We start from the raw sequence: 20,742 nt of genomic DNA on the forward strand, positions 1-20,742 counted from the left end.
GTAAAAAAGGAGAAAAAGATGCTGGACCATGTCTCGATCGGCGTCCGCGACACCACTGCCTCGAAGCGTTTTTACGATGCCGCGCTTACGCCGCTCGGCTATAGTTGTCTCAGCCAGTCGCCGGGCTCGCTCGGCTATGGCGCGCAAGACGTTGCGCTGTGGGTGAACGAGGCTCAGCGCCCGGTTTCGGACGACCGCGAGTCCGGCCTGCATTTCTGCTTTGCGGCGCCGACGCGGAGCAGCGTCGACGCTTTCCATGCGGGCGCCTTGCGTGCAGGCGGCAGTGACAATGGGGCACCTGGCCTGCGCACCAGCTATGGCGAAAACTATTACGCCGCCTTTGTCATCGACCCGGATGGCTATCGCATCGAGGCCTATTGCGGAGCGGCCGGCTAGGCTCACCCTGCCCCATCAAGGTTGCCGAACTCCCGCCGCTCAAACGGTTTCCACTGACCCTGCTTTGCTCTACCAATGCCAATATTGGAGCAATGCCAATATTCGGGCGCGGCCCGGCGGGGAGGGTCAGAGATGCCGAGCTTCGACAGCCTGTTCAACGCCTTCGTCACCATTCTCGTGACCATCGACCCGCCCGGCCTGGCGCCGCTTTTCCTCGCCGTGACACGCGGCATGAACCGCGAGGAGCGCAACCAGGTTTCCGTCCGCGCCTCGATCATCGGTTTCCTGGTGATGGCGCTGTTCGCAATCGCCGGCGCGTCGATCCTGTCGGTGTTCGGCATCACACTGCCGGCCTTCCGCGTCGCCGGCGGGTTCCTGCTGTTCTTCATCGCTTTCGAAATGGTGTTCGAGCGCCGGCAGGACCGCAAGGAGAAGATCGGCGACGTCGCCATTACCAAGGACATGATCCACAACATCGCCGCCTTCCCGCTGGCGATCCCGCTGATCGCCGGTCCGGGTGCGATTTCAGCGACCGTCCTGCTTTCCGGCTCGTTTCCAGGTTTTGGCGCACAGGCAGCCCTTGTCGGCATCATCGCGATCTGCCTTGTCATCACCTACCTGGTGTTCGTGCTGGCCGAGCGCATCGACCGCATCCTCGGCCAGACCGGCCGCTCGATCCTGACGCGGCTGCTCGGGGTCATCCTGGCGGCGCTTGCCGTGCAGTTCGTCGCCGACGGCATCAAGGCGCTGATGGCGGCATGATACGAAAGTGGCCCACGCTTAGTACGAGGTCGTCATATCGTGTTTCAAGCGGGATTTCGTCGTCCGGCTCGCAACGAACCGCAGCCACCGGGCGCTATCCTGCCGTCGTATCAATAACTTCGAAGTCGTGGGTGATCTCGGCGGTCTTGGCTATCATTGCCGAGGCCGAGCAGTATTTTTCGATCGAAAGATTGATCGCCCGCCTCACCTTGTCGGGCGAGAGTGCCCGGCCCTTGACGACGAAATGCATATGGATGCGGGTGAAGACCCTTGGGTCGGTTTCCGCCCGGTCGGCGTCGAGCTCGACCACGCAGTCTTCGACCGCCTCGCGCCCCTTTTCGAGGATGTGGACCACATCATAGGCGGAGCAGCCGCCGGTGCCGAGCAACACCAGTTCCATCGGGCTCGGCCCCGGCGTCTTGCCGTCCGGTCCAAACGCGGTTCCCAGCACCAGCTTGTGACCGCTGCCGGACTCGCCGACAAAGGTGCGCTCCTCGACCCATTTGACCCGTGCTTTCACCTGATACGTCCTTTCACCGCGCATCACTCAAACGCAGAACGTCCCGAAAATCCAAGACAGATTTTCGGGACGCCAATTCGTGGCCTCAAGTAGCTGGCGTTTTTCGCCCGCGTAAGGGCCATCCGCCCTAAGGATTTAGAACGGGATTTCGTCGTCCAGTTCGCGCGACGAACCGCCGCCACTCTTGTTGGCGCCACCGCCGCCGCGATTGAAACTCTCGCCCGGGCCGGACTGGCCGAAATCGGAACCGCGGCTGCTGCCGCCACCGGCATAGCTGCCGACCTGACCGCCCTCGCCTTGCCCGCGCGCGTCGAGCATCTGCAGCTCGCCGCGGAATTTCTGCAGCACGATTTCGGTCGTGTAGCGATCATTGCCGGTCTGGTCCTGCCATTTGCGCGTCTGCAATTGGCCCTCGACATAAACCTTCGCGCCCTTCTTCAGATACTGCTCGGCAACCTTGGCGAGCTGGTCGTTGAAGATGACGACATTGTGCCACTCGGTCTTTTCCTTGCGTTCGCCGGAAGTCTTGTCGCGCCAGCTTTCCGACGTGGCGACGCGGATGTTGACGACCGGCTCACCCGAATTCAAACGGCGGATTTCCGGGTCCGCCCCGAGATTGCCCACCAGAATGACCTTGTTGACGCTACCCGCCATCATACTTCTCCGCGCTCATCCGAAACAAAATTTCTGTCGCATACCTTATAGACTGCGGACAATCGCCGCCTGCCGTGGCTGCCTTTTCCCACAAGGTTTTTGTTCTCTTTTCGTTCTAGGCGATCTGCCTTCAACTGTCAAGGAATGTCAGCAATCGCTGGGGTTGGCCACGCCATTTCATATGGGCGCAAAAGACCGCTTGCCAAATCGATAAGTGTAGACTTATGCTTCCGCCATGATCGAAGCAGAGATTTTTCGAGCGCTTTCCGACCCGACACGCCGCGCCGTCTACGAACGGCTCGCCGCCGGCGAGATGACGGTGTCGGAACTGCGCAGCGGCATGACCGTGTCGCAACCGGCCGTGTCGCAGCATCTCGCGGTATTGCGCGGCGCCGGCCTTGTGGCCGAGCGGCGGGCCGGCCGCAACGCCTATTATCGCGCCGATCCGCAAGGGCTTGACCCTCTGCTCGGCTGGATCGAACGCTACCGTGCGTTCTGGCCCGAGCGTATCGAACGGCTCAAGGCGGTTTTGAAGGATATGGACCAATGACGGTAAAACAGCATTCGGACATGGCAGCAGACTCGATCGAGTTCGAGTGCGAGCTTCCAGACCCGCCGGAAAAAGTGTGGCGGGCGCTGACGGTGCCAGACCTGCTCGCGGCCTGGATGATGCCGAACGACATCAAGCCCGAGATCGGCAGCCGCTTTGCCTTTGCCAAGGCGCATGCGCCGATCGAGTGCGAAATCCTCGACGCCGAGCCCGAACGCCTGCTGCGCTATTCCTGGCGGGAGCGAGCGGCGCCGGGCAATGCACCGGATCCGCTTGACAGTATCGTCACCTTCACGCTCGACCGCACCGTGTCGGGCGGCACGCATCTGCGTATCGTCCACGATGGATTTGCGCGGGTAGCTACACCTGCGGTCGCGATGGTGGGTGCCGGTTGCCGGCTTTCGCTCAACGGACACAGTCCCAAACAGACCATTGCCGCAAACACGCCTCGCCTGTTCCTGCGCGCGGCCTGAGCGACACAACGGAGAAAAGCGATGAGCGGTTTTGCCAATCTGGTGCCGATGGTGATCGAGCAGTCGAGCCGCGGCGAGCGCGCCTTCGACATTTTTTCGCGGCTGCTGCGCGAGCGCATCGTCTTCATCAACGGAGAGATCAACGACGGCGTGTCGGCGCTGGTCTGTGCCCAGCTTCTGTCGCTGGAATCCGACAATCCAGACAAGGAGATCTCGCTCTACATCAACTCGCCGGGCGGCGTGGTGACCAGCGGCTTCGCCATCTACGACACGATGCAATACATCTCTTGCCCCGTATCCACCGTCTGCATGGGCTTTGCCGCGTCGATGGCCTCCTTCCTGCTGATGGCCGGCACACCGGGGCGACGCATCGCGCTGCCCAACACCAGCATCGTGCTGCACCAGCCGCTGGGCGGGTTTCAGGGCCAGGCTTCCGATATCCAGCGTCACGCCGAAGGCATCTTGCGCACCAAGAAGCGCATGACTGAACTCTATGCGCATCACTGCGGCCGCACCTATGAAGAGGTCGAACGCACGCTCGACCGTGACTATTTCATGACCGCCGCGGAGGCAAAGACATGGGGCCTTGTCGACCATGTTTTTGATACGCGCAAGAAGGCGGCGTGAAGCAAGCCGGCTGACACGCGGCAATTTGATCGCAGCCGGTCTGGCCTGATGCGAGGCGTAACACTATAGTCCGCAAAATGACCGACAGCCGCTCATCAAGACCATTGCGCCCTGCCGCCGCAGCACTTGCCAGTGCCTCCTTGCTGACCGGCAACGCGTTTGCCGATGACAGTTCGCCGCAAAAAGGGACGCTGCCCGGCGTGGCCAACAACTACCGCATCGCCAAGCCGTCTCCCGAGCCCGACGATGCCATACCCAGCAACAGTAACGGCGAGTTCAAGATCGGCGATACCGATGTCAGAATTTCCGGCAGCATTACCTTCGATGTCGGCGCCGGCGCGATCAAGGCGCCCAGGCGCTAGGCAGCTTTCATCGCTGCCACAATCTGAAGGTGCTCGTGCGCTTGCGGTTGTCTGAAATGAACAGCCCCGCCGCTGCTTCCGCAGACGGTCGGGGCCTTTTTGGATCTAAAATCCAACTCGCCGGGAGTACACTGCCGGCTTTTGATTTCGGATGCTTCGCGGCGTTCAGCCGACGATCCGACTAGTAGTCTCTGATTTTAGTGGGATCGGCAGGTCACGGTTTGTCGGGCGGCGCACACGCCTGGCCCTGGCACTTATGCCTGCCGCGGCTCCAGCGACACGTGGAGCCTCAAGGGATTGTCCGGTGGAGTCATTCCTCTGCTCTCCTCTTCTGTCCATTGCGACCGGTGTCGTCCGAAGCGCATATCGCAAAAGCCTGCGGCGTCTCGCAGGCCACCTTAGGGCGGCGAGGCCATCGAAAGACGGTCGGCTTCGGTGACGTTTGGAGTCTGCCCCCCTGAGGCTGAGACGTCAACCGTTGGATAGCCGATTACAAAAAATGTGATCTGAGACGCGCTTGGTGAAGCTGGGTTGGTACACAGGTTTTGTCAGGAGCGTGTTCGGTCTTTGTTCTTTCCGCTTGCTCGCCCGCGCGAAAGACGGTTAAAGGCTTTGGTCGAGAGTTGTGGCGTCTCTCGAAAAGGTGACGAAATTACCTACATAGGGGATGGCCGGGACAACCTGCCATCCCATGAGATTCCAGATCTGAGGCGGCGACCGGCGATGGCCGACCATAAATATCTTTCCATTCGCGGGGCGCGCGAACACAATCTGAAGAATGTCGATCTCGACCTGCCGCGTGACAGCCTGATCGTCATGACCGGCCTGTCGGGGTCCGGCAAGTCGTCCCTCGCCTTCGACACCATCTATGCCGAGGGCCAGCGTCGCTATGTCGAGAGCCTGTCGGCCTATGCCAGGCAATTCCTCGAAATGATGCAGAAGCCTGATGTCGACCAGATCGACGGTCTGTCGCCGGCTATCTCCATCGAGCAGAAAACCACGTCGAAGAACCCGCGCTCGACGGTCGGCACCGTCACCGAGATCTACGACTACATGCGGCTGCTGTTCGCGCGCGTCGGCATCCCCTATTCGCCGGCCACCGGCCTGCCGATCGAGAGCCAAACGGTGTCGCAAATGGTCGACCGCGTGCTGGCGGTCGAGGAAGGCACGCGCCTGTTCATCCTGGCGCCGATGGTGCGCGGCCGCAAAGGCGAGTACCGCAAGGAACTGCTGGAGCTACAGAAGAAGGGTTTTCAGCGCGTCAAGGTCGACGGTGTCTTTTACGAGATCGCCGACGTGCCGGCGCTGGACAAGAAGTACAAGCATGACCTCGACGTCGTCGTCGACCGCATTGTCGTGCGCGGCGATCTGGCGACGCGGCTTGCGGATTCCATCGAAACCGCGCTGAAGCTCGCAGAGGGGCTGGCGGTGGCCGAATTCGCCGACCGGCCGCTCGACGCCAGCCAGACCGGCGAGGATTCGGTCAACAAGTCGAAGAACGAGACGCATGAGCGCATCCTGTTCTCGGAAAAGTTCGCCTGTCCGGTATCCGGCTTCACCATCCCCGAGATCGAACCCAGGCTGTTCTCCTTCAACAACCCGTTCGGCGCCTGCCCGACCTGCGACGGTCTCGGCAACCAGCGCGCCATCGACGCCAGCCTGATCGTGCCCGACGACAATCTGTCGCTGCGTGCCGGCGCCGTCAGCCCGTGGGCGAAATCGACCTCGCCCTACTACGTGCAGACGATGGAAGCGCTCGGCAAGGCCTATGGCTTCAAGCTCGGCGACAAGTTCCGGGATCTGACCGAAGAGGCAAAGCAAGCCATCCTGCATGGCACCGGCGAGCGCGAGGTCACCTTCCAGTATGATGACGGCCTGCGCTCCTACAAGACGACCAAGACCTTCGAGGGCGTCATTCCCAATCTGGAGCGGCGCTGGAAGGAGACCGAATCGGCCTGGATGCGCGAGGAGATCGAGCGCTTCATGTCGGCCACACCTTGCCCGGCCTGCCGCGGCTACCGTCTGAAGCCGGAATCGTTAGCGGTGAAGATCGCCGGAAAGCACATCGGCGAGATTACCGAGCTGTCGATCCGCAAGGCCGACCATTGGTTCACCGAGCTGCCCGCCTCGCTCAGCGACAAGCAGAACGAGATCGCGGTGCGCGTGCTCAAGGAGATCCGCGAGCGGCTGCGCTTCCTCAACGATGTCGGGCTCGACTATCTGACGCTGTCGCGCAATTCCGGCACGCTGTCGGGCGGCGAGAGCCAGCGCATCCGGCTGGCCTCGCAGATCGGCTCCGGCCTGACCGGCGTGCTCTATGTGCTGGACGAGCCGTCGATCGGCCTGCACCAGCGCGACAATGCTCGGCTCCTCGACACGCTGAAGCATCTGCGCGACATCGGCAACACGGTGATCGTCGTCGAGCATGACGAAGACGCCATCCTGCATGCCGACTATGTCGTCGATATCGGCCCAGCCGCCGGCATCCATGGCGGCCACATCATCGCCCAGGGAACGCCGCAGCAGATCATGGCCAGCCCCGCCTCGATCACCGGCAAATATCTGTCAGGCGAGCTTGAAGTGGCCACACCTGCGGTACGGCGCGAGGCCAAGAAGAACCGGCGTCTGAAAATCGTCGGCGCGCGCGGCAACAATCTGAAGAACGTCACCGCCGAAATCCCGCTCGGCACGTTTACCGCCGTCACCGGAGTGTCCGGCGGCGGCAAGTCGACCTTCCTGATCGAGACGCTGTTCAAGGCGGCATCGCGCCGCATCATGGGCTCGCGCGAGCATCCGGCCGAGCATGACCGCATCGAGGGGCTCGAATTCCTCGACAAGGTCATCGATATCGACCAGTCGCCGATCGGAAGGACGCCGCGCTCAAATCCCGCCACCTACACCGGCGCGTTCACGCCGATCCGCGACTGGTTCGCCGGCCTGCCGGAGTCCAAGGCGCGCGGCTATCAGCCCGGCCGCTTCTCATTCAACGTCAAGGGCGGCCGTTGCGAGGCGTGCCAGGGCGACGGCGTCATCAAGATCGAGATGCACTTCCTGCCGGATGTCTATGTCACCTGCGACGTCTGCCACGGCAAGCGCTATAACCGCGAGACGCTCGACGTCTTGTTCAAGGGCAAGTCGATTGCCGACGTGCTCGACATGACGGTCGAAGAAGGCGTCGATTTCTTCGCCGCCGTGCCCGGCGTGCGCGATAAACTGGAGACGCTGAAGCAGGTCGGCCTCGGCTACATCCATGTCGGCCAGCAGGCGACGACTTTGTCGGGCGGCGAGGCGCAGCGCATCAAGCTCGCCAAGGAACTGTCGCGCAAGGCGACCGGCAAGACGCTCTACATCCTCGACGAGCCGACCACCGGCCTGCATTTTCACGACGTCGCCAAGCTGCTCGAAGTGCTGCACGAGCTGGTCGATCAAGGCAACACGGTCGTCGTCATCGAGCACAATCTCGAGGTGATAAAAACCGCCGACTGGGTGCTCGACCTCGGTCCCGAAGGCGGCGACGGTGGCGGCGAATTGGTGGCGTCGGGCACGCCGGAGGACATCGTTCGCGAGAAGCGCAGCTACACCGGGCAATTCCTGCGAGAATTGCTGGAGCGGCGGCCCGGAGGCAAGCGCGAAGCGGCGGAGTGAATGAGGACTGGCTGGCGTTTGGAAGACTCTTAAATGAAGATCAGAAAAGCGCTTGCCGGTGATCTTGATGCAGTCGTCCGGCTGACCGAAGCGGCCTATGCGCCCTACACCGCCTTGCTTGGCGCGCCGCCAATCCCGGTCACGGAGGATTATGCTCCAAGGATCGAACGTGGCGAAGTCTGGCTGCTGGAGAGCGGCAAGGAGGTGGCGGGTCTTCTGGTTCTCGAACGGCACCCGGATCACGCGATGATTTTCAGCGTCGCGGTCGCGCCAGGCTTTCAGGGCAAGGGCTTCGGCATCGCGCTGCTCAACTTCGCTGACGAGCAGGCACGGCTGTGGCATCTGCCAGAGGTGCGGCTCTACACCAACGCCAGGATGGAACGGAACATTGCGCTCTACACAGCCTACGGCTTTCGCGAGACAGGCCGCCGGCCAAACCCCTATCGGCCGGGATGGATGGTCGTCGACATGGCAAAGCCGGTCGAAACCGTGACGCCGGCTTGATCGCTTTCTAGGGAGGACGACAATGAGCAGCCATGGAGCAATCCGCGCCGGCATGGGCGGCTGGACCTTCGAGCCGTGGGATACCTCCTTCTATCCGGACAAGCTCCCCAAGGCCAAGCAACTGAACTATGCCAGCCGGCAGGTGCCAAGCATCGAGGTCAACGGCACCTATTATTCGAGTTTCAAGGAGCCGACCTTCGTCAAATGGGCTAACGAGGCGCCGGACGGCTTCGTCTATTCGCTGAAAGGCAACCGCTTCGTTACCAACCGCCGCGTGCTCGGCGAGGCCGAAGAATCGATGATGCGCTTCCTGGGGTCGGGCGTCGCCGCACTCGGCGATAAGCTCGGGCCGATCCTGTGGCAGTTCGCGCCGACGAAAAAGTTCGATCCGGGCGATTTCGAGGCCTTCCTCAAACTGTTGCCGGAAAAGCAGGATGGTGTTGCGCTGCGCCACGCGGTCGAGGTGCGCAACGACAGTTTCGTCGTGGCGGAATTCGCCGCGCTGGCACGCAAGTACAAGGTGGCGATCGTCTATGCCGACCACGCCAAATATCCTGGTATTGCCGACGTCACTGGGGATTTCATCTATGCCCGGCTGCAGACTGGCAGCGACGACAATCCCGACTGCTATACGCCCAAGGGGCTCGATGAATGGGCGGCGCGGGCGAAGGTCTGGGCGGAAGGCAAGGCGCCGGCCGACCTGCCGCGCGCCGATCCGGCAACCGACGCACCGGTCAAACCGCGTGATGTGTTCGTCTACTTTATCACCGAGGGCAAGGTCCGCGCGCCGTTCGGCGCCATGGCGCTGATGAAGCGTGTTACAAGCTGACGGCCCGAATTGTGACATCTTCATCACTGTCGTAACTTTATCGATACCTCCTTGCTGCATGAATCCGCGGAGCTGAGGCAGCGCGGGTCAGGGCATGTCGGTCGACTACCACTCACTTCTGCTGGCTGTCGGTTTTTCCGCCGCCTGCCTGAGCCTGACGTTGTTCGGCATCTGGCTGACTGCGCGAACCGAAAAATTCCTGCTGACATGGTCGATCAGTGCGCTGTTGATCGTCGGCGACGTTTTTATCTACGAAGACTATATCGAGACGCCCGGACGCATCCTCGGCATCGCGACGTTCACGCTGCTCCTGGTGGGGTTCTCGACCATGCTGGGCGCCGCCTACCAGTTCAGGTCAGGCCGATCGCCGATCCCGCTGACGGTTCTCGGCAGCTGCATCACACTTGCCCTGGCGCTGCCGCCGATGGCGCTCGGCTATGACGGCCTCGGCTTCATGCTCGAAAATTCGCTTGCCGCCCTGCTTCTATTTGCAACGGCCTATCAGTACTGGATCGGGCGCACCGAAGCCCCCGTCCCGATCGTCGGCCTCGCCGTGCTCTACTCGACCACCGGCATCTCCTTCCTGCTGTGTGCCATGGCTCTGGCATGGGATGGGAAGCTTGTGCTCGGACATGCGCCCAGCAACTGGGCCGAGGATCTGAGCCTCGTCGTCGTCATCGCCAGCATGACCGGCATCGGCGCTCTTTCGCTGGCGCTCAACCAGGGCCGTCTGGCCCGGCATCACCGTCTGGATGCGCTGACCGATCCGCTGACCGGCCTTCTCAATCGCCGCGCCCTGTTCGATCTCAATGGCGACGCCCCGATCGGGGCCTTCACGGCGGTCGTCGTATTCGACCTCGACGGCTTCAAGGCCATCAATGATGAATTCGGCCACGCTACCGGCGATCAGGTGCTGAAAGTGTTCGCCGAGGAAATCACCGAGGCCCTTCGCCCGACCGATGTCGCCGCGCGTATGGGCGGTGAGGAATTCGCGCTGGTTCTGAAGCGGACGCTGCCCGAAACGGTGGAATTCACCGCCGAGCGTATACGCACCGCCTTCGCCGCGCGCGTCATCGTGACCGAAACCCGTCCGCTGACATGTACGGTCAGCGCCGGATACGCTTTCGGCAGCAAGGACGGCATGAGCTTCGACAAAGTGCTCAGCGCCGCCGACAAGGCGCTCTATGCCGCCAAGCGCGGCGGCCGCAACCGCGTCGCGGCCTCGACATTCCTACGCGCGAGCTAGCCGCTTGCGGCGGGCAGCCGCCCCTCCGCCAGCTCTTATGCTGCCATGACGATTTCGTTGTAGGTATCGAGATCGACGTAGAAGACCTTGGTGATCTCCGCAATCAGCTCGTCGTGATCGTATCCTTGCGATTTCAGAATATTGATGGCGGTCATGATGTCGACGCGCTCGGTGAGCCGTCGTTTCTGGTAGTCTTCGACATAACGTTCCATCGGCTGTCCCTGGCGCCAAAATGCCCCAATGCATTGAACAACGATCAGATCGCAGGACGGGGGCTGCTCGCATGGAACATGCCGGCTGAGCCCGCGCCTCACCCTTGATCTGTCAACGAGACTGATACGGAAGCGGCCGACTCAACAAGGCCAAGTAAAGATTAACATGCAATCTTCGGCGCGCCAGAGTTGCAAACGATGTCGTTGAAGAAAATCTCGTAGGCCTTTGTGATTTCGTCATCCTTGGGCGCAGCGACGCGAAGCGGAGCGAAGACCCAAGGATCCATGCCGTGACTTCAGAGCATCGCCACGGTACAGAATCCAGGATAGGGCGCGCCGGAGAACGGCTTCTATTCTTGACCGCTGCACTCTTCGGCGGATGTCAGGCATGGATCCTGGGGGCTGCGACGCGTCGCTTCGCCCCCTTGCTTCGCCCAGGACGACGACGGGATGGACCCTAGACCGTAAGAAACTTGCGGACGTCCGCCCGGTCGAGATCCTCGGCCGGGCCGGTGTGGACGATCAGGCCGCGGTCCATGATGTTGACCTCGTCGGCCAGTTCCCGGCAGAAATCGAGATACTGTTCGACCAGCAGCACGGCGATGCCTGCCTGGTCGCGCAGATAGCGAATGGCGCGGCCGATATCCTTGATGATCGACGGCTGGATACCTTCAGTCGGCTCGTCGAGCACCAGCAGCTTCGGCCGCATCACCAGCGCCCTGCCGATGGCAAGCTGCTGCTGCTGGCCGCCGGAAAGGTCACCGCCTCGGCGGCCGAGCATCTGCTTCAGCACCGGGAACAATTCGAAGATATGGCCGGGTATGTTGCGATCGGCGCGCTTCAATGGCGCAAAACCCGATTCGAGGTTTTCCCGCACAGTGAGCAGCGGGAATATCTCCCTGCCCTGCGGCACGAATGCGATGCCCGACCGGGCGCGATCATACGCCGCGCTCCGGTCGAGCGCCTTCCCCTCGAAGGCAACACTTCCGCTCGTCAGCCGGTGGTGGCCGACGATCGATCTCATCAAACTGGTTTTGCCGACGCCGTTGCGGCCGAGCACGCAGGTGATCTTGCCCGCGCCGGCCTTGAGCGAGACGCCGCGCAGCGCCTGGGCGGCGCCGTAGTGAAGCGTGGCGTTGGATACTTCGAGCATGGTCAGCGCTTTCTCCAACGCCTGAAGAACGAAAGGTCGAAATGATGGAACGGAACGCGCCAGACCATATTCACCTCCCCAGATAGACTTCGACGACACGCTCGTCGGCCGAAACGAAATCGAGCGAGCCTTCGGAAAGGACCGAGCCTTCATGCAGGCAGGTGACCTTGACGCCGAGCTCGCGCACGAAATGCATGTCGTGCTCGACGACGATGACCGAATGATCGCGCGCAATATCCTTGAGCAGCCGCGCGGTCTCCTCGGTCTCGGCGTCGGTCATGCCGGCGACCGGTTCGTCGACCAGCAACAGCTTCGGATCCTGCGCCAAGAGCATGCCGATCTCGAGCCATTGCTTCTGCCCGTGGCTGAGATTGGCGGCGATTTCGTCGCGCTTGTCGCCGAGCCGGATGATGCCGAGGATGTCGTCGATTTGCCGCACTTCCGCCGCCGAGCGGCGATGGAACAGCGCCGGGAAAATCGAGCGCGGGCCTTTCAGCGCCAGCATCAGATTCTCTTCGATCGTGTGGCTTTCGAAGACGGTCGGCTTCTGGAATTTGCGGCCGATGCCCATCATGGCGATTTCGGCCTCGTCATGTTTGGTCAGATCGACCTGGCCGTCGAAGTAAACCTCGCCTGCGTCGGGTCGCGTCTTGCCGGTGACGATGTCCATCATCGTGGTCTTGCCGGCGCCGTTGGGACCGATGATCGCGCGCATCTCGCCCTTGTCGAGCACCAGCGACAAATTGTTGATGGCGCGAAAGCCGTCGAAGGAAACCGAGACGTCGTCGAGATAGAGGATCGTATTCGACTTCGACATCGCTCTACTCCGCCGGCTGCGGTTCAGGGCCGGAAGCGGACCAGTCGCCGGGCGCTCTCGCAGCACCGCGAACGACCTTCGGTGGCGCCGGGACGCCAGGGTCGGTGCCGGCTTCCTCGGCGATCGAGGCCGCGCGCAGCGCCTTGGCATTGCCACGCCAGGAATCCCACATGCCGATAATGCCCTTGGGCAGGAACAGCGTGACGGCGACAAACAGCCCGCCCAGCGCAAACAGCCAGAACTCGGGCAGCACGCCGGTGAACCAGGATTTTCCGGCATTGACCACAAGCGCACCAATGATCGGCCCGACGATGGTACCGCGTCCGCCAACGGCTGCCCACACCACGACCTCGATCGAATTCGACGGTTCAAACTCGCCCGGATTGATGATGCCGACCTGCGGCACGTAGAGCGCTCCGGCGATACCGGCCATGACGGCCGAAACGGTGAAGGCGAACAGTTTGACGTTCTCCGCCCGCCAGCCGAGAAAGCGCGTGCGGCTCTCGGCGTCACGCACCGCCATCAGCAGCTTGCCGTATTTGGAACCGACGATGGCCCAGGTGACGTAGACGGCGAGCGCGAGCGTGACGGCGCTGGCCGCGAACAATGCGGAGCGTGTCGCATCGGCCTGCACGTTGAAGCCCAAAATATCCTTGAAATCGGTCAGGCCGTTGTTGCCGCCGAAACCCATGTCGTTGCGGAAGAAGGCAAGCAGCAGCGCATAGGTCATCGCCTGGGTGATGATCGACAGATAGACGCCGGTGACGCGGCTGCGAAAGGCGAACCAGCCGAACACGAAGGCGAGCAGGCCGGGCACCGCTAGCACCATGATCGCGGCAAACCAGAAATGGTCGAAACCGTACCAGAACCATGGCAATTCCTTATAGTTCAGAAACACCATGAAATCGGGCAGCACAGGATTGCCGTAGACGCCGCGAGAGCCGATCTGGCGCATCAGGTACATGCCCATCGCATAGCCGCCGAGCGCGAAGAAGGCGCCATGGCCGAGCGAGAGAATGCCGCAATAACCCCAGACCAGATCGAGCGCGAGCGCCAGCAGCGCATAGCAGAGATACTTGCCGGTGAGCGCGACGATATAGGACGGCACGTAGAACGCACTCGTCGGCGAGACCGCAAGATTGAGCAGCGGCACGATGATGGCGACCGCCAGCAGGATGAAGATGGTGATGGCGATGCGGCGGTCGGCGCCGGCGGCGAAGAAGCGTCCCGTGATCATGCTTCCACCGACCTGCCCTTCAGCGCAAACAGGCCGCGCGGGCGTTTCTGGATGAACAGGATGATCAGGACCAGGACGACGATCTTGCCGAGGACCGCCCCGGCATAGGGTTCGAGGAACTTGTTGACGATGCCGAGCGAGAAGGCGCCGACCAGCGTGCCCCAGAGATTGCCGACGCCGCCGAAGACGACGACCATGAAGCTGTCGATGATGTAGCCGCGGCCGAGATTGGGCGAGACATTGTCGATCTGGCTGAGCGCGACGCCGGCGATGCCGGCGATGCCGGAGCCCAATGCGAAGGTCAGCGCGTCGACCCATGGCGTCCTGATGCCCATCGACGCGGCCATGCGGCGGTTGGCGGTGACGGCGCGCATCTGCAGGCCCCAGGGCGTGCGCTTCATCACATAGAGCAGCACTGCGAACACGCCGAGCGCGAATACCAGTATCCAGAGCCGGTTCCAGGTGATCGCAAGCTGGCCGACATCGAACGATCCGGACATCCAGGAGGGATTGCCGACCTCCTGGTTCGTCGGTCCGAAGATGGTGCGCACCGCCTGTTGCAGGATCAGCGAGACGCCCCATGTCGCCAGCAGCGTTTCCAGCGGGCGGCCGTAGAGGAAACGGATGACGCCGCGTTCGATGGCAAGGCCGACGAGCGCCGCGACGAGGAACGCGAGCGGCAGTGCGATGGCCAGTGACCAGTCGAACAGGCCGGGAAAGGAATTGCGGATCACTTCCTGCACGACAAAGGTGGTGTAGGCGCCGAGCATGACCATCTCGCCATGCGCCATGTTGATGACGCCCATGACGCCGAAGGTGATGGCGAGGCCGATCGCCGCGAGCAGCAGCACCGAGCCCAGTGAAATGCCGTACCAGATGTTCTGTCCCGCATCCCACAGCGCCAGCGTCGAATTGATGTTGGTGATCGCCGCCGTCGCCGCGTCCTTGACCGCGCCTTCGGAATTGGCCTCGACGGAGGTGAGCAGGGACAGCGCGTTGCGGTCGCCGCGTGCGCCGATCAGGGCGATCGTCGCCAGTTTGTCGGCCTCCGGCCGGTCGGAAACGAGAACCGACGCCGCGCGGGCCTGTTCGAGCAGCGCTTTGACGCTGGCCACGGTCTCACTGCCGATTGCGGCATCGAGTGGCTCGATGTTTGTGGCATCGGGCGTCTTGAACATTGTGTCGGCGGCAGCGATGCGCGCAGCCGGGTCTTTCGCGCCGAGCGTCAGCGTGCCCAGAGCATCGCGGACGGCCCGGCGCAGCGTATTGTTGACCTTGATCTTGGTGATCTCGCCCTTGACCGCATCGCCGGATTTTTCACCGCTCAACGGGTCGAGCAGCTCAACGCTGCCGCCAGCTTCCTTGCCGATGAAAACCTGCGAATCGGTCTTGCGGACGTAGAGATCGCCCTCCGCAAGCGCGCCAAGCGGGCGTTCGACGGCAGTATCGCCGGTGGCCGCGAGCTCGTCCACGACGGCTTCGATCGCCGGAAAATTGGCGGCGGAGGCAAATTTGGCGATGATGGCGCGCAGATCCGCTTCGGCAGCGTTCGACGGCAACAGCATCCCCAAGAGGAGCAGCAGCGTCAGCCCAATCGCACGGATGAAGATCATCGGTTCTGGCGACTCTCGAAGGGTTGAAATTGGCGTCCGGGCGGGCTGGAGGAGAGGATCTCGCCCGGACGCATCGCGGTCTAGGTCGTGGAGAAATCCACGACCGTCAGACCCGGGAGGATCAGTTGGTTCCCTTGCCGCCGCATTTGCCGGTGGCGACATTGAAGTTGCCGCAGGACAGTGGCGCACGCCAATCGGAGATCAGGTCCTTCGAATCGGGCAGGAAGTCGGACCACTCGTCACCCATCACCAGGCCGGACGTCTGCGAGACGGTCTCGAACTGGCCGTCGGCCTGGATTTCGCCGATCAGCACCGGCTTGGTGATGTGGTGGTTCGGCATCATGGTCGAATAGCCGCCGGTCAGGTTCGGCACCGAGACGCCGATCACAGCGTCGATGACCTTATCGGGATCGGTGGTGCCTGCCTTCTCGACCGCCTTCACCCACATGTTGAAGCCGACATAGTGGGCTTCCATCGGGTCGTTGGTGGTGCGCTTGTCGTTCTTGATGAACTTGTGCCAGTCGGCGATGAACTTCGCATTCTCGGGCGTGTCGATGCTCTGGAAGTAATTCCAGGCAGCGAGATGGCCGACCAGCGGCGCCGTATCGAGACCGGCAAGCTCTTCCTCGCCAACCGAGAAGGCCATGACCGGGATGTCCTCGGCCTTGATGCCCTGATTGCCGAGCTCCTTGTAGAACGGCACGTTGGCATCGCCGTTGACGGTCGAGACGACGGCGGTTTTCTTGCCGGCCGAGCCGAACTTCTTGATCGCCGACACCTCGGTCTGCCAATCGGAGAAGCCGAACGGCGTGTAGTTGACCATGATATCTTCTGCGGCGACGCCCTTGGCCTTCAGATAGGCTTCGAGGATCTTGTTGGTGGTGCGCGGATAGACGTAGTCGGTGCCTTCAAGCACCCAGCGCTTCACCGAGCCGCCGTCCTCGCTCATCAGATAGTCGACCGCGGGAATGGCCTGCTGGTTCGGCGCCGCTCCAGTGTAGAACACGTTGCGCTCGCTCTCCTCGCCCTCATACTGGACGGGGTAGAACAGGATGTTGTCGAGTTCGGAGAACACCGGCAGCACCGACTTGCGCGACACGGACGTCCAGCAGCCGAACACGGCCGCGACCTTGTCCTTGGAGATCAGCTCGCGTGCCTTTTCGGCGAAGAGCGGCCAGTTGGAAGCCGGGTCGACGACGACCGCTTCGAGTTTCTTGCCGAGCAGACCACCCTTTGCATTCTGCTCTTCGATGAGCATCAACATGGCGTCCTTCAGCGTCGTCTCCGAAATCGCCATGGTCCCCGACAGCGAATGGAGAATGCCCACCTTGATCGTATCGTCAGCCGCCTTGGCCTGAATGGGCGTCAACAGACCCGCCGCGACCACGCCCGCCGAAACCATTCTTGTTATTGTCGAGAAACTGCCCCTCATATTCCACACTCCCAAGCTGGTTGATCGCATCGCAACAGACCATGCAACGGCTGTGCCAACCGCGGAGCAAAATTGAACGCGCTGAGATTTCGTAGGTCTATCAGCTGGTTAGTATATTAGCGGCGAGATGTGCGCGCTTTCATCCGTGTTCCGCTTGAGAAAAAACCACAAACCACCGCCCAATTTTTGCTCAAGTACCAATTAGTGCGTAAATTTTGAGCAATCCTATATCACGAGCGATGACCCGTTGCAGCTGTGCGGGAAAATAGGGCAAATTCGATCTTCAAAAGAGCGACGTCATGGCCCCCAGGATCTCTCGTATTTTCATCAGCATGCTTCTGGTTGCGGCCACCGGCAGCGCGCGCGCCGACTTCACCGACGGAAAACTGCCTGACGGGGCCTATCACTGCGAAGTCTATCTGCTTGGCATGTTCCTCAGTCTCGGCGAGATCACCATCAAGGGAAATGTCTATAGCGGACCGGTGACCTTCGGAGCCGCCCGGCAGGGCTACAATTATCAGATGAATGCAAATGGCGAGATCACCTGGTTGGGTCCATTGGGCGGCTATACGACCGGCGGCAACTCTATCTCGCTCACGCAGGCCACTCTGGACGGTCAAACCAGCCCGTCCTTCGACATCATCATGAAGCAGCCTGACGGCGCCTTCACCGCCTCAACCTGCACAAAGCGTTGAGCGACGGCTCAGGGCCGCCGAGCCCCGTTATCAAGAAGTATTTCCTCTCATGTCATCCGGGTGTTGCCGAAGCAGCATAGGCAGCGCTGCGCCGTCAACCTGCACCAAGGCTCTCGGTACCAGCTACAATTGCGGCGGCGGTGCACCCCATGGGGCACGGTGCTCACCTGCGAGGAAGGCGTTTCCGATGTTTTCGGTGGCGATCCGAAAACCCATTGCCGACATCCTCGATCGGCCCGAAAACCTCTGGGGCCATATCGTCGAGCTGATCCCGCCCGGCGGCCGTGGCGCCGAGGCCGATCATACCGCCGAAAAATACGAATGGGACCTGTTCGTGCTCTGTGGCAACCCCAAGGACGCGGCGGTCGGCGCGAACTTCCATGGGGACGTCGGAGGATGGCTGGTTCGTCTGCCCCGACAACATCACCTTCGATCCGGCCGGGCGGCTCTGGGTCGGAACCGATGGCGCCAACGACTTCGACCTGCCGGACGGCGTCTACGGCATCGACACCGAAGGTCCGACGCGCGGCCTGCCAACCTGCCCGCAGGGCGCCGAGGCTAGCGGCCCCTGCTTCACGCCGGATGGCACGACGCTGTTCCTGTCGGTCCAGCACCCGGCCGAGGACGCCGAGACGCTCGACAAGGCCGCGACGCTGTGGCCCGACTTCAAGGACGGCCAACCGCCGCGGCCCGCCGTGGTCGCCATCCGCCGCAAGGATGGCAAGCCGGTCGGCGCGTAGCTCTGGCGCCGACAAAAGAGGCGCGGAACCTTGCAGGGCTCCGCGCCAGCAGCAGCCGGGAGGGCTACGGTTAGATGCTCTTCGCCGACATCTGTTCAGCAATATAATCGGCCTGACGGATCGCTAGCGCCACGATCGTCAATGTCGGATTTTCGGCACCGCCGGTGGTGAACTGGCTGCCGTCCGACACGAACAGGTTCTTGATGTCATGCGCCTGGCCATGCTTGTTGACGACGCCGTCGGCCGCCTTTTCGCTCATCCGGTTGGTGCCGAGATTGTGGGTCGAAGGATAGGGCGGTGTCGGGAAGGTCCGCGTCGCGCCCACCGCCGCGTAAAGCGCCGAGCCCTGCTTGTAGGCGTGGTTGCGCATCGCCGTGTCATTGGCATGGTCGTCGAAATGGACATCCGCCACCGGCATGCCGTGCTCGTCCTTCATGTCGGCATGCAGCGTGATGCGGTTTTCCTCGCGCGGCATGTCTTCGCCAACGATCCACATGCCGGCCATGTGGTCGTAGTGATCGAGCGCTGTGGTGAAGGAACGTCCCCATCCGCCGGGATTGAGGAACGCGGCCATGAACGGCAGGCCGAGCGACAGCGTCTCGAGCTCGTAGCCGCCGACGAAGCCGCGCGAAGGATCGTTGCGGGCTTCGTCGCGGATGATCCCGGCCATGGTGGTGCCGCGATACATATGCACCGGCTTGTCGAAGACGCCGTAGACGGAGCCCGTGGTGTGGCGCATGTAGTTCTTGCCCACCTGCCCCGACGAATTGGCAAGACCGTCGGGAAATTGGCTCGATGCCGAGTTGAGCAGCAGCCGCGGGCTCTCGATCGAGTTTCCGGCGACGGCGACGATGCGGGCCTTCTGTTCCTGAAGCTTGCCATCCTTGTCGGCATAGACGACACCGGTCACCTTGCCTGACGCATCGTGGCTGATCTTGATCGCCATGGCATTCGGTCTGACCTCGAGATGACCGGTCGCCTCGCCCTTCGGGATTTCGGTATACAGCGTCGACCATTTTGCGCCCCATTTGCAGCCCTGGAAGCAGAAGCCGGTCTGCTGGCAGGCATTGCGGTCGTCGCGCGGCTCGGAATTGATCGCCATCCGACCGGTGTGGCACTCCTTGTAGCCGAGCTTGTCGGCGCCGGCCTTCATCACCTTGAAGTTGTTGTTGCCAGGGAGGCCTGGAATGTTGTTGGTGAGCGTCACGCCCAGCTTGTCTTCTGCCTTTGCGTAGTAGGGCTCCAGGTCGGTCAGCGTGATCGGCCAATCGAGCAGGTTGGCGCCTTCCAGTTTTCCGTAGGTCGAAAGCGTTTTGAATTCGTGCTCCTGGAAGCGCAGCGAGGCGCCTGCCCAGTGCGTGGTCGAACCGCCGACAGACTTGACGATCCACGCCGGCAGGTTGGGGAAATCCTTAGCCACCCGCCAGTCGCCCGAGGTCGTGCGCTTGCCCGTCCAGGCGAGCTGGGCGAATGAATCCCACTCGTCGTTGATGAAATCCTCGTATTCGTGGCGGGCGCCCGCCTCCAGGATGACGACATCGATGCCCTTCTGCGCAAGCTCGTTGCCAAGCGTGCCGCCGCCGGCGCCCGAGCCGATGATGACGACCACGCCATCGTTCTTGAGATCAAATGGTGCTGCCATGGTTTCCTCCCATGATGTCTGTTGTATGCGGTTGCGGCGGGGGGCTCAGAGCCACTCGATATCGTCGAAACCGCGCGCCATGTAGCCGCCCTTGGAGTAGGATTCGCCCTCGTAGCCGAAGATCGGCCAGACCTCTTTCTGGTTGTAGAGGCCAACGACAAGCCCGCCGCGGACCGCCTGGAAGAACGGCGTGTCCTCGATCTCTCTCAGCACCGCAACGCGTTGCTCCTCCCAGCCGAGGCCGGTGTAGCCGTCCTTGCCCGACTTCAAGTCGAGATCGGCGATGCCCTTTTCGATGAGATCCTTGTGGGCTGGGTCTTTGCCGGCCTGCTCGTCATGGGCCTTGACGGCGATTGCGTAATATTTGTCAGGCACTTGGTCGTGCGGGTAGATGTCGCGCGCCATCTGGATCAGGGTCGCCATGGTTTCAGGCTTGAGCGCCGACGTTTCGAGACCCCACGCATGTTGTGGGCTGATGACGGCGCTGCCCGAAATGACCAGCAACGCGCCGACACCGCCGCGTTTCAGAAGCTCGCGGCGCGACAGCCCGGGCTTGCTTTCGTAAATCGTGACCATTTCTTCCTCCCTTGGTTGCTATTTGCACCGTAAAGGTGCCGTGGCTGGCGCCGCGCT

22 protein-coding genes are annotated in these 20,742 nt (G+C 62.1%); 12 read left to right on the plus strand and 10 right to left on the minus strand.

The features are described 5' to 3' along the window. The first annotated feature begins 18 nt into the window (after positions 1 to 18). Positions 19 to 396: a VOC family protein gene (locus tag NKH73_RS18825; protein WP_352934615.1), complete on the plus strand. Its 378-nt coding sequence runs from the start codon at positions 19 to 21 to the stop codon at positions 394 to 396. A gap of 132 nt (positions 397 to 528) precedes the next feature. Further along, positions 529 to 1,158 (plus strand): MarC family protein, encoded by a 630-nt coding sequence (locus NKH73_RS18830; RefSeq protein ID WP_029352879.1) that lies wholly within the window; start codon positions 529 to 531, stop codon positions 1,156 to 1,158. A gap of 94 nt (positions 1,159 to 1,252) precedes the next feature. Here NKH73_RS18830 and NKH73_RS18835 read toward each other — a convergent pair whose 3' ends face one another. Further along, entirely contained in the window at positions 1,253 to 1,678 is a 426-nt protein-coding gene (locus NKH73_RS18835) for an OsmC family protein (RefSeq protein ID WP_352934618.1), read from the minus strand. A gap of 135 nt (positions 1,679 to 1,813) precedes the next feature. Next, positions 1,814 to 2,332: a single-stranded DNA-binding protein gene (gene ssb, locus NKH73_RS18840; RefSeq protein WP_352934621.1), complete on the minus strand. Its 519-nt coding sequence runs from the start codon at positions 2,330 to 2,332 to the stop codon at positions 1,814 to 1,816. A gap of 235 nt (positions 2,333 to 2,567) precedes the next feature. Between ssb and NKH73_RS18845 the strand changes: the two genes are divergently transcribed. The 8 genes from NKH73_RS18845 (at position 2,568) to NKH73_RS18880 (ending at position 10,568) form a co-directional block, all read left to right on the plus strand. Beyond that, positions 2,568 to 2,882: an ArsR/SmtB family transcription factor gene (locus NKH73_RS18845; RefSeq protein ID WP_095492810.1), complete on the plus strand. Its 315-nt coding sequence runs from the start codon at positions 2,568 to 2,570 to the stop codon at positions 2,880 to 2,882. Beyond that, positions 2,879 to 3,355: an SRPBCC family protein gene (locus NKH73_RS18850; protein WP_352934625.1), complete on the plus strand. Its 477-nt coding sequence runs from the start codon at positions 2,879 to 2,881 to the stop codon at positions 3,353 to 3,355. The genes NKH73_RS18845 and NKH73_RS18850 overlap by 4 nt, the downstream gene beginning before the upstream one ends. 21 nt (positions 3,356 to 3,376) lie before the next feature. Next, the gene (locus NKH73_RS18855; protein ID WP_352934628.1) at positions 3,377 to 3,982 is read left to right on the plus strand and encodes an ATP-dependent Clp protease proteolytic subunit; all 606 of its coding nucleotides are present in this window, start codon (positions 3,377 to 3,379) and stop codon (positions 3,980 to 3,982) included. Between the two features lie 140 nt (positions 3,983 to 4,122). Beyond that, positions 4,123 to 4,344, plus strand: coding sequence for a hypothetical protein (locus NKH73_RS18860; protein WP_352934631.1), 222 nt, complete (start codon positions 4,123 to 4,125; stop codon positions 4,342 to 4,344). 723 nt (positions 4,345 to 5,067) lie between these two features. Next, positions 5,068 to 7,989, plus strand: a complete 2,922-nt coding sequence (gene uvrA, locus NKH73_RS18865) for an excinuclease ABC subunit UvrA (RefSeq protein ID WP_352934634.1) — start codon at positions 5,068 to 5,070, stop codon at positions 7,987 to 7,989. A gap of 33 nt (positions 7,990 to 8,022) precedes the next feature. Next, on the plus strand, positions 8,023 to 8,493 hold the full coding sequence (locus NKH73_RS18870) for a GNAT family N-acetyltransferase (protein ID WP_352934637.1): 471 nt from the start codon (positions 8,023 to 8,025) through the stop codon (positions 8,491 to 8,493). A gap of 22 nt (positions 8,494 to 8,515) precedes the next feature. Further along, on the plus strand, positions 8,516 to 9,322 hold the full coding sequence (locus NKH73_RS18875; RefSeq protein ID WP_352934641.1) for a DUF72 domain-containing protein: 807 nt from the start codon (positions 8,516 to 8,518) through the stop codon (positions 9,320 to 9,322). 94 nt (positions 9,323 to 9,416) lie between these two features. Further along, positions 9,417 to 10,568 carry a GGDEF domain-containing protein gene (locus NKH73_RS18880; protein WP_352934644.1) on the plus strand — a complete coding sequence of 384 codons (1,152 nt, stop codon included), beginning with the start codon at positions 9,417 to 9,419 and terminating at the stop codon, positions 10,566 to 10,568. A 35-nt stretch (positions 10,569 to 10,603) separates the two neighbouring features. Here NKH73_RS18880 and NKH73_RS18885 read toward each other — a convergent pair whose 3' ends face one another. From NKH73_RS18885 to urtA, 6 genes are all read right to left on the minus strand, one after another. Beyond that, positions 10,604 to 10,780: a hypothetical protein gene (locus tag NKH73_RS18885; protein WP_263789703.1), complete on the minus strand. Its 177-nt coding sequence runs from the start codon at positions 10,778 to 10,780 to the stop codon at positions 10,604 to 10,606. A gap of 457 nt (positions 10,781 to 11,237) precedes the next feature. Next, positions 11,238 to 11,933 carry an urea ABC transporter ATP-binding subunit UrtE gene (gene urtE / locus NKH73_RS18890; RefSeq protein WP_095485572.1) on the minus strand — a complete coding sequence of 232 codons (696 nt, stop codon included), beginning with the start codon at positions 11,931 to 11,933 and terminating at the stop codon, positions 11,238 to 11,240. Between the two features lie 70 nt (positions 11,934 to 12,003). Next, entirely contained in the window at positions 12,004 to 12,750 is a 747-nt protein-coding gene (urtD, locus tag NKH73_RS18895) for an urea ABC transporter ATP-binding protein UrtD (protein WP_352934647.1), read from the minus strand. 4 nt (positions 12,751 to 12,754) lie between these two features. Beyond that, complete coding sequence (gene urtC / locus NKH73_RS18900; protein ID WP_352934650.1) at positions 12,755 to 13,987, minus strand: urea ABC transporter permease subunit UrtC; 1,233 nt, start codon at positions 13,985 to 13,987, stop codon at positions 12,755 to 12,757. Continuing rightward, on the minus strand, positions 13,984 to 15,600 hold the full coding sequence (gene urtB / locus NKH73_RS18905; RefSeq protein WP_352934652.1) for an urea ABC transporter permease subunit UrtB: 1,617 nt from the start codon (positions 15,598 to 15,600) through the stop codon (positions 13,984 to 13,986). Before urtB ends, urtC begins: the two co-directional genes overlap by 4 nt. Positions 15,601 to 15,721: 121 nt before the next feature. Further along, a complete protein-coding gene (urtA, locus tag NKH73_RS18910) occupies positions 15,722 to 17,032 on the minus strand; it encodes an urea ABC transporter substrate-binding protein (RefSeq protein ID WP_473631830.1) in 1,311 nt (436 codons plus the stop codon). 299 nt (positions 17,033 to 17,331) lie between these two features. Between urtA and NKH73_RS18915 the strand changes: the two genes are divergently transcribed. Both NKH73_RS18915 and NKH73_RS18920 read left to right on the plus strand, forming a co-directional pair. Further along, positions 17,332 to 17,727 carry a hypothetical protein gene (locus NKH73_RS18915; RefSeq protein ID WP_352934655.1) on the plus strand — a complete coding sequence of 132 codons (396 nt, stop codon included), beginning with the start codon at positions 17,332 to 17,334 and terminating at the stop codon, positions 17,725 to 17,727. A gap of 380 nt (positions 17,728 to 18,107) precedes the next feature. Further along, complete coding sequence (locus NKH73_RS18920) at positions 18,108 to 18,467, plus strand: alkaline phosphatase PhoX (RefSeq protein WP_352934658.1); 360 nt, start codon at positions 18,108 to 18,110, stop codon at positions 18,465 to 18,467. 70 nt (positions 18,468 to 18,537) lie between these two features. On the opposite strand, the gene NKH73_RS18925 is transcribed toward NKH73_RS18920, so the two are convergent. Together NKH73_RS18925 and NKH73_RS18930 are read right to left on the minus strand one after the other, a co-directional pair. Then, a complete protein-coding gene (locus tag NKH73_RS18925) occupies positions 18,538 to 20,109 on the minus strand; it encodes a GMC family oxidoreductase (protein ID WP_352934661.1) in 1,572 nt (523 codons plus the stop codon). Between the two features lie 45 nt (positions 20,110 to 20,154). Then, positions 20,155 to 20,685: a gluconate 2-dehydrogenase subunit 3 family protein gene (locus tag NKH73_RS18930; RefSeq protein ID WP_352934663.1), complete on the minus strand. Its 531-nt coding sequence runs from the start codon at positions 20,683 to 20,685 to the stop codon at positions 20,155 to 20,157. Positions 20,686 to 20,742 lie beyond the last annotated feature (57 nt).

This window comes from Mesorhizobium sp. M0938 (genome assembly GCF_040319125.1).
Lineage (GTDB): Bacteria > Pseudomonadota > Alphaproteobacteria > Rhizobiales > Rhizobiaceae > Mesorhizobium > Mesorhizobium robiniae.